The following is a 12,873-nucleotide window of genomic DNA, read 5'->3' on the forward strand; positions in this document are numbered from 1 at the left end:
TCAGCCCCCGAACCGTCGCTGCCGGGCGGCGAAGCTGCGCAGCGCCCGCAGGAAGTCGATCTCGCGGAAGGCCGGCCAGTACGCCTCGCAGAAGTACAGCTCGGAGTAGGCGGACTGCCAGAGCAGGAAGTTCGACAGGCGCTGCTCGCCGCTGGTGCGGATCACCAGGTCGGGGTCGGGCTGACCGGCCGTGTAGAGGTGGGGCGCGATGTCGTCCACGCTCAACGTCGAGGCCAGCTCCACCATGGACTGCCCGGTCTCGGCCCGCTCGTACAGCAGCTCGCGCAGGGCGTCGATCACCTCCTGGCGGCCGCCGTACCCGATGGCCAGCGTGAGGTGGAAGCCGGTGGCACACGTACGGGTGGCCTCGACGGCGCTCTTGAGCGCGCGGGCCGTGGTGTCGGGCAACATGTCGAGCAGGCCCGCCACATGGACGCGCCAGCGCGCGTCCGGCCGGTCCAGCCGCTCGGCGACCATCTCCTCGATCACCCGCAACAGGTAGGCGACCTCCTCGTCACCGCGGCGCTGAAGGTTCTCCGTCGAGCACAGGAACACCGTCACGTGCTCGATCCCCAGCCCCTCACACCACGACAGCACGTGGTCGATGTGCTCGGCGCCGTACTTGTGGCCGATGCTCGGGCTGGCCAGACCCTGCTGCCTGGCCCAGCGCCGGTTTCCGTCCATGATCAAACCGACGTGGCGGGGCAGCGGACCCGCCGTGGCCTGACGGCGCAGCCGCCGGGCATAGAGGGAATGAAGAAGATCAGTCGTCCACATCCTCCAAGGATGGCCCACCCGCCGAACCGGAACCGCCCCCTTACCCATTTCCGTGACCGAGCCGCAAGCCGTCGTCGCCCCAGCCGTCCCCCCAGTCGGCGTCCCTGGCCGCGCGGTAGAGGTCGCCCTGCCGCTTGGACACGATCACGTCGCGGATCCCCTCCTCCCCGGCGCACAGGCGCAGGGACACCACGCCCTTGCGTTTGACCGGGTGGCGCAGGATCCGGGTGTCGGCCCGCTCCCCCGGGACCGTCGTGGCGGCCACGTAGGAGAACTTCTCGTCCTCGAAGCTGAGCGTGCCCGCCTTGATCCGGCGGTGCAGGGACGTCCTGGGCAGCCTGACGGAGAAGTGGCACCAGTCGCGTCCCTGCTCGATCGGGCAGCGCCCGTCGTGGGGGCAGGGGGCGGCGACGCTCAGCCCCTGGTCGACCAGGACCTCTCTGGCCTCGGCGACGGTGGCGTAACCCGCCGGGGTGCCGGGCTCGATGACGATCACCATGGCCGCGTCCGCGGCCAGCCAGCGGACGATCTCCCGGCGCTTGTCCTGGGGGAGCTCGCCCAGGGCGTACGACATGGTCACCAGGTCGGCCGCGGGCCGGTCGAGGCCGGGACGCACCGACGCCTGCCGCCAGGTGGCCCCGCGCAGGGACTCGGACGTACGGGCGAGGCGTTTGCCCAGGTCGATGATCTGCGGGTCGTGCTCGATGACCGTGACCCGCTCGATGGACGACCAGGTCTCGCCCGCCGCCCAGATCGCCGCCCCCGTGCCGCCGCCGACGTCGAGGTGGCTCCCCGGCCGGAAGTCCGGGGTCATGGCGGCCGCCTGGCGCATGGCCGTGGCCGCGGCGGCGTAGGTGGCGGGCATCCGGTACGCGGCATAGGCCGCCACGTCGGCCTGGGACCTGATGTGGGTGCCTCCGCCGGTGGCGGCGTTCGTACGGTAACGCTCGGTGAGCCGCGCCACGGAGTCGGACAGCTCCTGCGGCGCGTAGCCGGACAGGGCCTTGTCCAGGGCGGCTCTGAGTTCTTCTGGAAGCATGGATGGGTTCACCTGTGGTCCGTACGTGGCTTGCCTGCGTCAATGATGCTCGCGATTCGACGGTGCTCGGAACTCATGCGGCCCGTGTGGCTGCGCCCCTGGCGAACAGGCCGATCCTCCGGCCCGCACGGCTGCGCCGCTGGCGAACAGGCCGATTCCCGGCCCCGCGCGGCGGTAGCGTGCCGAGCATGCTGATCATCGACGACGTCAAGATCGCGTACGAGGAGGCCGGCCCCGCGACCCCCGTGGGCACCGTCGTGCTCGTGCACGGCGGGACGACCGACATGCGCCTCTGGGAGCACCAGTTCCGCGCCCTCTCGGAGCGCTACCGCGTGATCCGCTACGACTGGCGCGGCCGCGGCCGGTCGGGCGACGCCGAAGGCGAGGTGTGCCATCACGAGGACCTGCTCGCCGTCATGGACGCGCTGGGAGTCGAGCGGGCGGCGCTGGTCGGCAACTCGATGGGCGGCGCGTACGCGACCGAGGTCGCCCTGGCCGCCCCCTCCCGGGTGGCCGCGCTCGCCCTGATCAGCTCGGGTCTGGCCGGCCACCCATGGCCGCAGGAGATGCTGGACCAGGCGCGCGAGCGCGTCCACGGCTCGGTGCCCGCCGACCGCCTGGCCCGCTACCGCGCCGGCACCGCCGACCACGTGGATCCCGCCGACGTACGCGCGATGGCGGAGGCCCACACGCTCTGGCAGACCGCCGGGCCCGACCGTGGCCGCGACGCGCTCTCCGACGAGGTGTGGGAGTCGGCGGTGGAGATGTGCCGCCTGGTGTTCGAGCGCTCCTGGAGCGGCCCCCGATCCACGGAACGCCACCTGGTCCCGCCCGCCGTGACGCGCCTGCCCGAGATCACCGCGCCCACCCTGGTGATCAACGGCCTGTCGGACGTGCCCGGCATCCAGCAGATGTCCGACCTGCTCAGCGCCGGCATCCCCGCCGCCCGCCGCATCGACCTCCCCGAGACGGGCCACCTGCCGCCGCTCGAACGCCCCGCGGAGGTGACCGAGGCCCTGACGGCATTCCTCGCGACCGTCTTCACCTCCTGACCCACGCCCCCCCGCCCGACGCCCCCGCTTCCAGCTCGTCCCGGCCTTCCAGGGGCGCCACTTCCCCTGCCCCGATCGACGCCACCGCACTTCAACGGGCCCCTCTCGACCACCGCGGCATGGCGAGCGCGGGCGTCACCGGGTCGGCGACCGGCGGGCATGTCAGGTGGGCGAAGCCGGGGCGCCAGGCCGGTGACGGTGGAGGCGGAGGTCCAGCCAGTCACGACGGGGGCAGGGGCCAGGCCAGTGACGGCAAGGCGGGTCAGGGCCGTGACGGCGGGAGTCGGGCCGGGGATGGCGGGGGCGGGGCCAGGCCAGTGACGGCGAGGCAGGTCAGGGCCGTGACGGCGGGGGCCAGGCCAGTGACAGCGAGGCGGGTCAGGGCGGTGACGGCGAGGCGGGTCAGGGCGGTGACGGCGAGGCGGGTCAGGGCGGTGACGGCGAGGGTCAGGCCGGGGATGGCGGGGGTGAGGGTCAGGTCGGTGTAGCCGGGGTGCGATCGGGCTGGGGGCGGGGGCGGCCGGTCGTGGAGGCGTACTCGGCGAGGATCCCGTCGATGGCGGACGCCAGCAACTCCCGGTGCTCCGCCGGCAATTCCCCCGTCAACGCCTCCAGCCGCGCCTCGACCCCGTCGTGCGCCAGCGCCCCGACGCGCTCCCCTTCGGGGGTCAGCTCGACGAGCCAGGCCCGCCGATCCCGGGAATCACGCGTGCGGGCCACGAGCCCCCGCTTCTCCGCCCGGTCGACGAGCCCCGTCAGGCTCGACTTCTCCAGGTGCAGCGTACGCGTCAGCTCCGTCATCCCCACCGGCCCGCCGACCAGCAGGCACAGCAGCTGCGCCTGCTGCGGCGTAAGGTCCTGGTCCCTGCCGACGTCCCCGAACACCTGCTGCACCAGGTGCCCCAGACGTACGAGGGCGGTAGTGAACGTCGCGACCACGGCATCGAGTCTAGTTGACAATGGTTCATAATACGAACTAATTTAGTTCTTGTTACCAACTGTTCGCACTACCAACCAAAGTCCGGCGGCGAACGGCACATCCAAGGAGCCCCCATGCCCGACTACGGCCACGAGCTGCTCTTCAGCGTCAGCTTCGCGCCCTCCGCCCACCAGGCCGACACCGTCGTCGCCCTCTCCCAGCTCGCCGAGCGCGCCGGACTCGACCTCGTCACCTTCTCGGACCACCCGTACCAGCCCACCTTCCTCGACACCTGGACCCTGCTCGGCTACGTCGCGGCCGCCACCGAGAGCATCCGGCTGGCCGGCAACGTGCATCCGCTGCCGCTCCGGCCGCCCGCCATGCTCGCGCAGGCCGCCGCCAGCCTCGACATCCTCAGCCACGGACGCTTCGAGCTCGCCCTGGGCACCGGCGGATACCGGGACGCCATCGCCTCCATGGGCGCCCCGCGCCTGTCCCCCGGCCAGGCCGTGGACGCGCTCGAGGAGGCCATCCCGATCATCCGCGCCGCCTGGGACACCGACGCCCCCGGCGCCATCGACCACCACGGCGAGCACTACCAGGTCACCGCCCCGCGAGGCCCGCGCCCGGCCCACGACATCGGCATCTGGCTCGGCGCGTACAAGCCGCGCATGCTCCGCGTGACCGGCCGCCTCGCCGACGGCTGGCTCCCCTCCCTCCCCTACCTCCAGGACATCGGCAAGATCGGCGAGGGCAACGCCGTCATCGACGAGGCCGCCGCCGAGGCGGGCCGCTCGCCCCGCGACATCCGCCGCCTGCTCAACCTCGGCGAGGAACTGCCGGCCGCCCAGCTCGCCGAGATCGCCCTCACGTACGGCGTCAGCGTCTTCATCCTCGCGGCCGACGACCCCGGCCGTCTCCAGCGCTTCGCCCAGGAGACCGCCCCGGCCGTACGCGAACTCGTCGCCGCGGAACGCACCCAGGCCGCCCCGCCGCCACCCACCGCCGCGGCAAAAACCGCAAGCCCGACGACGGCCGCCTTGGGCGCCACCCCGACCCCCGACGACGGTGTACGGCTCACCGACGTACGCGTCTGGGACGAGACCACCCGCCCCACCGGCCCCGCCCCCGACCCCACCAGGCGCTACACCCCCGCCGAACAGGCCAACGGCCGGCACCTCATCGACGTGCACGACCACCTGCGCGCCGAACTCGCCCAGCTCCGCGACCTCATCGACCAGGTAGCCTCCGGAGCGATCGACGCAGGCGCCGCCCGCTCGCACATCAACACCATGACCATGCGCCAGAACAACTGGACCCTCGGCGCCTACTGCGAGTCCTACTGCCGCCTCGTCACCATGCACCACACCGCCGAGGACGCCATGGTCTTCCCGCATCTCCGCCGCACGGAGCCCGCCCTGGCGCCCGTGCTCGACCGCCTCCAGGAAGAGCACCACGCCATCCACAAGATCATCGAACGCGTCGACCGCGCCCTCGTCTCGTTCGTCGGCGACCCGGACGGCCTCGGCCACCTGCGCGAGACCGTGGACCTGCTCACCGACAGCCTCCTGTCCCACCTGTCGTACGAGGAGCGCGAACTCGTCGAACCCCTGGCCAGGAACGGCCTCTAGGCCCGGCGGGCGGGGAACGCGCGACGGCGCGCCGCGACCACGACCGCCAGGGCCACCGCCACCAGCGGCAACGAGGTCCACGGCAGCGCACCCGCCCCGGCGCCCTCCAGCACCAGCCCGCCGGCCAGCGACCCCGCGGCGATCCCCGCGTTGTACACGGTCGTCTGCATGGAGGTGGCCGCGTCCGCGTTCCCGGCTCCGGAGGCGTCCACCAGCGCCGACTGCAGCAACGTCGGCACCCCGCCGAAGGCCGCCCCCCACAGCGCGACCGCGCCCAGCGGCGCCCAGCCCGGCCCACCGGAGACGGCCAGCACCGCCATGGCCCCCGCCACCACGGCCAGCACCACCACGAGCGTCACCCGCGGGAACCTGTCGATCACCACCCCGGTCACCCAGATCCCCGCCACCGTCCCGACCCCGAACACGAGCAGCACGACACTCGTCCGCCCCAACCCGGCGAAGGCCACGAACGGCGCCAGATACGTGTACATCGCCTGATGCCCGACCAGCACCAGCACCGTCACCCCCAGGATCGTCCGGACACCGGGCAGCGCCGCCACCCGCCGCAACGGGACCCGCACCGTGGCCGCCTCACCGGGAAAGTCCGGCACCTTCCACAGCACCCACCCCACCAGCGCGACCGCCACGACCGCCAGCCCCAGAAAAGCGGTCCGCCACCCGAACGCCGAGGCCAGCGCCGCGCCCGCCGGAATCCCCGCGCACAGCGCCACCGTGATCCCCGCCGAGACGATCGCGATGGCCCGCCCCCGCCGCTCGACCGGCACCATCCGGGCCGCGTACCCGACCAGCATCGCCCACAGGATCCCGCCCATGACGCCGGCCAGGACCCGCGCCCCGAAGGTCACCGCATAGGACGACGAGAGCGCGGTCACCGTGTTGAACAGGGCGAACCCCGCCAGCGTCCCCACCAGTACGGGCCGCCGCGGCAGCCCGCGCAGCAACGCCGTCAGCGGGATCGCCGACAGGGTCGAGGCCACCGCGTACGCCGTCACCAGGAACCCGGCCCGCCCTTCCGGCACCCCCAGCGCCGCGCCGAGCTGCGGCAGCAGCCCCGCCGGAAGCAGCTCCGTCATCACCGCCGTGAACGCCGCCGAGAACAGCGCCAGTAGCCCCGACCAGGGCATTCTCCCGACGCGTACGGCGTCGGCGATCGTCGCACCTGACATGTCGAATATGCTGAAACGTTCACATCAATGTGAAGGCAAGCCGGGAGGCCCCGCCGTGAGAATCGGTGAACTGTCGCGACTGACGGGCGTGCCGACCCGCATGCTCCGCTACTACGAGGAGCAGGACCTCCTCCACCCGGAGCGCGCCGACAACGGCTACCGCCATTATCCGGAGCCGGCCGTCTACCGGGTTCAGCAGATCCGCGGCCTGCTCGACTCCGGACTCACCACGGAGATCATCCGCCGTATCCTGCCGTTCCTGAACAAGCCCGACGTGATCCACCTGCACCCGCAGTGCCTCACCCCGGAGCTGGCCGACCTCCTGGAGGCCGAGGCCGACCGCATCCAGCAGCGCATCGAGTGCCTCTCCCGCAACCGCGACGCGATCCACGCGTACCTGGCGGCCGTGCGATCTTCCTGAGCCCGGCGCCTTTACAATGTAGATCACTTGTACATCCGGGTTACTGATCAACGGCGGCCTGTTGATCGAAAACGGGGTGTGGCGCTGCACCTGCCCTCCAAGATCGCTACGTATAGTGATCTCCGATGTCACTTCGTGATTACAGGGGGAGATCATGAGGAATAGCCTCATCGCCGTCGGCGGTGCGCTACTCGCCGCGACCGCACTGTACGGAAGCGCCACGCCCGCCACGGCCGACGACGACGGCAAGCACCACAAGTCGAAGCACTGCGACCTCGGGGTGGGCGACGACATTACCTATCACCACGTCACCGACCACGGCGTGTTCGCCGGGACCCGCAAGACCAAGGCCTGCAAGGACGACGGCGGCGCCGGCTGGGACTGGTCGTGGGACCCCCACTGGCATCACCGCAACTGGCCCACCAGCGGCAACGGCAACTGGGCCGGCTCCTGGCCCGACCACGGCTTCCACCACGACGACTGATCAAGCCCCGCATCACGCGCTCGTCCCGGTGCCCGCCACGCAGGCACCGGGACGAGCGCGTTCAGGGCCCGCCGCCGTCCAGACCCCCGGCGCCGTTCAGACATCACCGCCGGAACGGGCGCGTTCAGGCGCTCGCCGCCGTGCCTTCCCCGGCCGGTTCGGTGTTCCGGGGACGTTGCCGCCATGCTGGGGCGATGGATGATCCACTGAGCTGGTTGGCCCAGGACGCCGCATCAGGGCCTCTCCCCGTCCGCGAGGGGCAGTTCCATCGGGTCGTGATGGGCTCGGACCGGGTCGTGTGCCTGCCCCGCACCGAGGCGGCGGCTGCCCGGCTGCCGCAGCGGGCGGCCATGCTGCGCGTGCTCGCCGGGCTCGGTTTCGGCTTCCGCATCCCCCGGCCGCTGTCCGAAGGCGCGGGCGAGGCGCCGTACCTGGTGCTCAGCCGCGTCCCCGGCGCGCCGCTGGAGGACGGAGCGCTCGACGACCCGGCGGTGGCCGGGGCGGCCGCGGAGCAGTACGCCGAGCTGCTGGCCGCGCTGGCCCGGGCGGGGGCCGACGAGCGGGCGCGGGCGGGGTTGCCGTGGACGCCGGAGGATCGGTGGCGGCGGTTCGAGGCGGATGTCCGCGCCGAGTTGTTCGGGCTCATGTCGGACGGCGGACGCCGGCGGGCCGAGCGGGAGCTCGCCGCGGCCGCGGGTCTCCCCCACGTCGCCACGGCGGTGGCGCACGGCGACCTCGGCGCCGAGAACGTGCTGTGGGAGATCGACGGCGGGCTGCCCCGGCTCAGCGGCGTGATCGACTGGGACGAGGCCACCATCGGCGACCCCGCCGAGGATCTCGCCGCCATCGGCGCCGGCCACGGCGACACGTTCCTGGGCCGGGTGCTCGCGCTGGGCGGCTGGGCCGGCGACGAGACGGCGGCCCGCATCGCCGCCATCCGCGGCACGTTCGCCCTGCAACAGGCCCTCGCCGCCCACCGGGACGGCGACGCGGAACAACTGGCGGACGGCCTGACCGCCTACCGCTGAGCACCACCGCACGGTCCATCCGAGGGGCCGCTACCCGACCCACCGCTCATCCCGCCCGCGGGCTGGCCGCCGCCTTCGCGCACCACAGCCGGGCAGGCGGCAAACCGCAGACGGCCGAGGCAGCCGAGGAGGCAGCTGAGAGCCGGAGGGCCGGGAGACCGGAGGGACAGGAGACCGGAGGGGCGGGAGACCGGAGGGGCGGGAGACCGGAGGGGCGGGGAAGGCAGAGGCGCGGAAGGCCGGAGGGGTGGGAGGGGAGGTCAGGGTCTGAGGCGGGAGGAGGGGGTGGCCGCGGAGGTCGGGCGGCCGACTCGGGCCACGTGGAGGAGGGTCCGGGGGTCCGTGACGCCCAGCCGGTCCGCGAGGACCTGCCTGGTCGGCCCGCAGTCGATGATCTGGCTCAGCGGGTGCGTGGCATAGCCGTGGGCGGACAGGGTGAGCCAGTGCCGCATCAGCACGCGCCCCAGCTCCAGCTCGTCCTCGACCGCCCCCACCAGCACCAGGACGTCCCCGTCGTAGTCGAGCAGATCACGCGAGGCCCCGGCCAGCACCCTCGGGAGGCCCAGGGGACGCAGGGCCGGGTAGAGGGCCAGCGAGGCGCGCAGGCCGATGGCCTCCGCCCTGCTGAGGGACAGGGCCCGGTCGGTGAGGCCGTCGAGCAGGTAGCGGCGGTGGCGGCGGGTGAGACGCAGCCAGGCGCGCAGCTCCCGCGTCACCCCCTGGTCGCCGAACTGGTGCAGGTCGGCCGCGTGCAGCAGGTCCGCGAGGTCGCGGCAGGCCAGCCGCCGCATCCCGGTGAGCTCGGCGACCAGCGGGTCCGGCAGGCGTCCCGGGTGGTACTCGCCGCGGTTGGCGCCGCGCGCCCGGACGTCCGCCGTCGTGAAGGGCGTCCGGTATGGCTGCGCGGCGGCGTACAGGACGCCCACCCGATGCGGACCCGGATCGGGACGGAAGCCGACCGGCAGGCCGGCGTCGGCGCAGACGATCAGGCAGCACTCCACGAACGCGCCCAGGCTCAGGCGCAGGTCGCGGCCCGTGGGGTCGCTGATGGGCAGGGCGCGTGACGGGTCCCAGCCGACCTCGGCCCGGTCGGCCGTGTAGGTGAGGGTCCAGGGCTGGGTGTTGTGGGCGCTGGGGGCACGCCAGAAGTCCGGCTCCAGCGGCAGCAGCCGGTCTTTCACGCCGTCAGGCCCTTCTCGTAGAACGTGTAGCCGTGCAGGGGTCGGCCGCCCATCGCGGTGTACTGGGCGGCGGAGCCGGGGTTCGTACGCTCGACGTACGTGCTGCGCAGTGCCCGGTAGCCGCCCCGGCGCAGCCCCTCGTGCAACTCCCTGGCCAGCAACCGCATGTAGCCGTGGCCCTGCTCGCCGGGGACCGTGCCCTTGATGATGAGCACGGCCTCGCTGCGGTAGCGGGACCGGGTGGCCAGCAGGCGGAGCTGGTTCAGGAGGTGGAGATTGCCACGAATTTTCGCGATAAATCGCGAAATGTCGGGCAAGCACAGCACGAACGCGATCGGCCGCTCCTCCTTCGTCAGGTACAGCAGCAACGACTCGTCCAGCAGGTACGCCAGCCCGTCCGTCTGCGCCGCGAGCTGCTCCGCCGAGATCTCCGTGTAGTAGCCGAGCTGCGCGAAACTGGCGTTCAGCATCTCCCGCAGGATCGGCAGCTGCTCCGCCACGCGCCGCCGGTCGCCCCGGTGCACGCGCAGCCCCTCGGCCGCGATCCGCCCGTCGTCGAACGCGAACACCGGCTCCTCCGGCACCGGGCAGATCCAGGTGTCGGACTCGAAGCGGCGGGCGAAGCCGCACGCCTCGTACGCGACCGGATAGTACGGGTGGTTCCAGGCGCTGTCGATGAAGCCGCGCTCGTCGAAACCGGAGGTGATGACCCCGCCCGCCTGGTTGGGCAGCAGCGACACCGGCCCGAACACCGCCTCCTTCCTGGCGTCGCGCCCGGCCGCGAGGATGCCGTCGAACAGCTCCTCCGCCGCCTCCTCCGCGAACTCGGTCAGCCCGAACAACTGGGTGGCCCGGCCCAGCTTGGCGTCCAGCGCGGCGTCGGTGTGCAGGGTGGTCCGCGCGATCACCCGCCCGCGCCGCCTGAGCAGGAACAGGCGTACCCCCTGCCGGTGCCACGTGCGTACCTGCGCGTGCAGCGGCGGGATGAAGCGCGGCTCGCCCGCGTAGACGCGGTCGGTCAGCGCGAGGAAGTCGCGCAGGTCGCGGCGGCTCTCGACGGGATGCAGCGTCACCCGCGCCTCACCCGGGGACCCTCGCCATCCCCCGTGGACAGCTCCGTGGACAGCGGCGTGAACGTCTCGATGTGCGCCATCGGCCCGCCCTCCGCGCGCCAGACCCCGTTGCTGTAGCCCTCCGGCTCGGCGTTGTAGAGCCGGATGTAGCCGCCGGTGGCGTTCCTGGTGCCGTCCGTCACCCACTGCATGAGCTTGCGGTGGTGGCGGCTGCGGGCGAAGCGCAGCAGCGCGTCGCGGTCCTCGAAGAACGCGAGCGTGCCCAGCGTGAACGGGAACTCCCAGTAGACCTTGTGCCAGCAGTAGCCGCGCATCCGCTTCATGTCCCGCACCATGCGGAACCAGGTCAGGGTGAGCGTGACTATCGACAGCGGCCCCCGGTAGCGGGTCGCGCCGACGAACATCGCCGTCGCCCGCCCCTGCGCCGGGGCCTTGCTGAAGTCCGTGGTCCTCATGCGTCCTTCACCAGGTAGACATTCTTCATCTTCGTGAGGCCGGCGAACGGCCCCTCGCCCGGGCCGAAGACCTTGACCCGAAGGTCGGCGGCCGTCGGGTCTTCCTTGAGCGACTCGGCGAAGTCGCGCGAGACGGCGCTCAGGTGGGCGACCACGCCCTTGCGGCAGATCTCGGCGAGTTCGTCGCGGTCGGCGGCGTCAGGGCCGCGCAGCTCAATGTTGATCACCGGTCGGTACTCCAGGCCCGGCAGCTCCTCCAGCGACAGGCAGAACCGGTTGATCGCGGCCGCGTACGGATTGCCCTGGTAGAGGCCGTACTCGACGTCCTGCGGATACAGGTTGGCCCCCATGTAGGAGATCGTCGAGTCCTTGCGGCCGAACAGGAACAGCAGCGGCAGGTTCATCCGCTCGTCGGTCCACGCGCGCTCGTATTCGGCGGCGCCGAGCGCCCGCCTGACGTCGGCGAGGGTGTGCAGCCTGGCCTCGTCGCCGACGTTGTAACGCAGCTTGGGCTGCAGGCAGCTCTTGGTGTTGATGGTGCACAGCAGCTCGCCCTCGCCGTTGACCTCCAGGAACGTCTCCAGCGGGTTGTAGTGGAAGATCATCGGCAGCCGCTGCTCCCCCGGTCCGAGTAACAGCTCGCGCAGCCGCTGGTCGGTGGCCAGGCGCTTGCGCAGCCACACGCTGAACCCGCTCTCCGCGCCCATCCCGATCGTCAGGTCGCTGGCGCCGTAACCGGAGCGGACCTCCTCGAAGCGCTCCTCCAGGTAGTCGCGCAGCGCCTCGGTCATGCCCTCGCCGCCGACCATGCCGCGGATGCGGTAGTCCCGCCACGGGAAACCGCTCTCGTCCAGGCGGTCGCGCAGATGCTTGAGGAACGGCGGGTACGCGGCCACCACGTAGTCGTAGCCGGGCCCGAAGTGCTCCAGCGTGTCGGCGATCTTCTCCAGGTCGGGGCCGGTGTTCTTGACCATCGCCACGCGCGCCATGGCGGTGCCCGTGGTGGTGCCGGTGGCCCAGGCGCCCATCGAGTACGCGTTGATCACGAACAGCCGCTTGCCGGGGAAGACCAGCTCGATGTAGCCGGCCGCGTTGCGGTAGATGCCCTTGAGCTCGCGCGGCCCGCGTACCCAGTTGTACGGCTTGCCGCTGGACCCCGACGACTCGTCCACGATCACGCCTGGCCGGTGCAGCCTGCCTTCCTGGCAGCGGCTCTCCTCGTCGTACACGGCGGCGTAGTTCTGCTTGCCGGTCTCGGGAAAGTCCGCCAGCCTCCTGGCGTGCCCGGCGCCGTTCGCCCCCAGGAAGTGCCGGTAGGCGGGCACGTCCACGGCGGCGAACTGGCAGGCCAGCCTGGCGTGCCGGGCCGCCAGCCAGTCGAAGGCCGGGTGGTAGCTCCGGGCGACGAGCCGCCAGATGGCGGGGTGCATCGCGCCCAGCCGGTACGCGCCGGTCAGGGACCAGGAGTAGGCCTGGAGGCGGACCCTCCGCCAGCGCTGGCGGGGGGTGAGCGGCCCGAGAGCCGGGCTGAGGCGGGTCATGAACGGTGAGACTAGTGGGCCGAATAGAAGATCGCTTTACGCCCACTTTCATCGGTTTTATCCACTCCCTATCCTTCCCTATTGT

13 protein-coding genes are annotated in these 12,873 nt (G+C 72.1%); 5 read left to right on the plus strand and 8 right to left on the minus strand.

Features of this window, described 5'->3' with window-relative positions; translation table 11 throughout:
* Together uppS and AB0J87_RS32865 are read right to left on the minus strand one after the other, a co-directional pair.
* Complete coding sequence (gene uppS / locus AB0J87_RS32860) at positions 1-777, minus strand: polyprenyl diphosphate synthase (protein WP_350727398.1); 777 nt, start codon at positions 775-777, stop codon at positions 1-3.
* A 40-nt stretch (positions 778-817) separates the two neighbouring features.
* Positions 818-1,816, minus strand: coding sequence for a small ribosomal subunit Rsm22 family protein (locus AB0J87_RS32865; protein WP_363971378.1), 999 nt, complete (start codon positions 1,814-1,816; stop codon positions 818-820).
* A gap of 188 nt (positions 1,817-2,004) precedes the next feature.
* Here AB0J87_RS32865 and AB0J87_RS32870 point away from each other — a divergent pair, with 188 nt between their 5' ends.
* Entirely contained in the window at positions 2,005-2,868 is an 864-nt protein-coding gene (locus tag AB0J87_RS32870; RefSeq protein ID WP_363971380.1) for an alpha/beta hydrolase, read from the plus strand.
* A gap of 474 nt (positions 2,869-3,342) precedes the next feature.
* Here AB0J87_RS32870 and AB0J87_RS32875 read toward each other — a convergent pair whose 3' ends face one another.
* A complete protein-coding gene (locus tag AB0J87_RS32875) occupies positions 3,343-3,807 on the minus strand; it encodes a MarR family transcriptional regulator (RefSeq protein WP_363971382.1) in 465 nt (154 codons plus the stop codon).
* A gap of 114 nt (positions 3,808-3,921) precedes the next feature.
* On the opposite strand from AB0J87_RS32875, the gene AB0J87_RS32880 reads away from it, so the two are divergent.
* Positions 3,922-5,418, plus strand: coding sequence for an LLM class flavin-dependent oxidoreductase (locus tag AB0J87_RS32880; protein WP_363971384.1), 1,497 nt, complete (start codon positions 3,922-3,924; stop codon positions 5,416-5,418).
* Here the strand turns inward: AB0J87_RS32880 and AB0J87_RS32885 are convergent.
* Positions 5,415-6,605 carry an MFS transporter gene (locus AB0J87_RS32885; protein ID WP_363971386.1) on the minus strand — a complete coding sequence of 397 codons (1,191 nt, stop codon included), beginning with the start codon at positions 6,603-6,605 and terminating at the stop codon, positions 5,415-5,417. The two genes, AB0J87_RS32880 and AB0J87_RS32885, sit on opposite strands and share 4 nt — an antisense overlap.
* Before the next feature lie 55 nt (positions 6,606-6,660).
* Here AB0J87_RS32885 and AB0J87_RS32890 point away from each other — a divergent pair, with 55 nt between their 5' ends.
* The 3 genes from AB0J87_RS32890 to AB0J87_RS32900 all read left to right on the plus strand — a co-directional run bounded on the left by AB0J87_RS32890 (position 6,661) and on the right by AB0J87_RS32900 (position 8,538).
* Positions 6,661-7,026, plus strand: a complete 366-nt coding sequence (locus AB0J87_RS32890; RefSeq protein WP_363971388.1) for a MerR family transcriptional regulator — start codon at positions 6,661-6,663, stop codon at positions 7,024-7,026.
* A 154-nt stretch (positions 7,027-7,180) separates the two neighbouring features.
* The gene (locus AB0J87_RS32895) at positions 7,181-7,510 is read left to right on the plus strand and encodes a hypothetical protein (RefSeq protein WP_363971390.1); all 330 of its coding nucleotides are present in this window, start codon (positions 7,181-7,183) and stop codon (positions 7,508-7,510) included.
* A gap of 194 nt (positions 7,511-7,704) precedes the next feature.
* Entirely contained in the window at positions 7,705-8,538 is an 834-nt protein-coding gene (locus tag AB0J87_RS32900) for an aminoglycoside phosphotransferase family protein (RefSeq protein ID WP_363971392.1), read from the plus strand.
* A gap of 260 nt (positions 8,539-8,798) precedes the next feature.
* Here the strand turns inward: AB0J87_RS32900 and AB0J87_RS32905 are convergent, their stop codons facing one another.
* The 4 genes from AB0J87_RS32905 to AB0J87_RS32920 are packed head-to-tail and all read right to left on the minus strand — an operon-like array spanning position 8,799 to position 12,788.
* A complete protein-coding gene (locus AB0J87_RS32905) occupies positions 8,799-9,719 on the minus strand; it encodes a hypothetical protein (protein ID WP_363971394.1) in 921 nt (306 codons plus the stop codon).
* A complete protein-coding gene (locus AB0J87_RS32910) occupies positions 9,716-10,792 on the minus strand; it encodes a hypothetical protein (protein WP_363971396.1) in 1,077 nt (358 codons plus the stop codon). The genes AB0J87_RS32905 and AB0J87_RS32910 overlap by 4 nt, the downstream gene beginning before the upstream one ends.
* Positions 10,789-11,247, minus strand: a complete 459-nt coding sequence (locus AB0J87_RS32915) for a DUF4188 domain-containing protein (RefSeq protein ID WP_363971398.1) — start codon at positions 11,245-11,247, stop codon at positions 10,789-10,791. Before AB0J87_RS32915 ends, AB0J87_RS32910 begins: the two co-directional genes overlap by 4 nt.
* Positions 11,244-12,788, minus strand: coding sequence for a phenylacetate--CoA ligase family protein (locus AB0J87_RS32920; RefSeq protein WP_363971400.1), 1,545 nt, complete (start codon positions 12,786-12,788; stop codon positions 11,244-11,246). Before AB0J87_RS32920 ends, AB0J87_RS32915 begins: the two co-directional genes overlap by 4 nt.
* Between the last annotated feature and the right edge of the window lie 85 nt (positions 12,789-12,873).

The sequence above is a fragment of the Nonomuraea sp. NPDC049625 genome, from assembly GCF_040675285.1.
Lineage (GTDB): Bacteria > Actinomycetota > Actinomycetes > Streptosporangiales > Streptosporangiaceae > Nonomuraea > Nonomuraea angiospora_A.

What these genes read in the sequence shown, in the direction of transcription:
- AB0J87_RS32870 (WP_363971380.1), top strand. Translation starts at nt 2,005, where the DNA reads ATGCTGATCATCGACGACGTCAAGATCGCGTACGAGGAGGCCGGCCCC.
- AB0J87_RS32885 (WP_363971386.1), bottom strand. Translation starts at nt 6,605, where the DNA reads ATGTCAGGTGCGACGATCGCCGACGCCGTACGCGTCGGGAGAATGCCC.
- uppS (WP_350727398.1), bottom strand. Translation starts at nt 777, where the DNA reads ATGTGGACGACTGATCTTCTTCATTCCCTCTATGCCCGGCGGCTGCGC.
- AB0J87_RS32895 (WP_363971390.1), top strand. Translation starts at nt 7,181, where the DNA reads ATGAGGAATAGCCTCATCGCCGTCGGCGGTGCGCTACTCGCCGCGACC.
- AB0J87_RS32865 (WP_363971378.1), bottom strand. Translation starts at nt 1,816, where the DNA reads ATGCTTCCAGAAGAACTCAGAGCCGCCCTGGACAAGGCCCTGTCCGGC.
- AB0J87_RS32900 (WP_363971392.1), top strand. Translation starts at nt 7,705, where the DNA reads ATGGATGATCCACTGAGCTGGTTGGCCCAGGACGCCGCATCAGGGCCT.
- AB0J87_RS32920 (WP_363971400.1), bottom strand. Translation starts at nt 12,788, where the DNA reads ATGACCCGCCTCAGCCCGGCTCTCGGGCCGCTCACCCCCCGCCAGCGC.
- AB0J87_RS32915 (WP_363971398.1), bottom strand. Translation starts at nt 11,247, where the DNA reads ATGAGGACCACGGACTTCAGCAAGGCCCCGGCGCAGGGGCGGGCGACG.
- AB0J87_RS32880 (WP_363971384.1), top strand. Translation starts at nt 3,922, where the DNA reads ATGCCCGACTACGGCCACGAGCTGCTCTTCAGCGTCAGCTTCGCGCCC.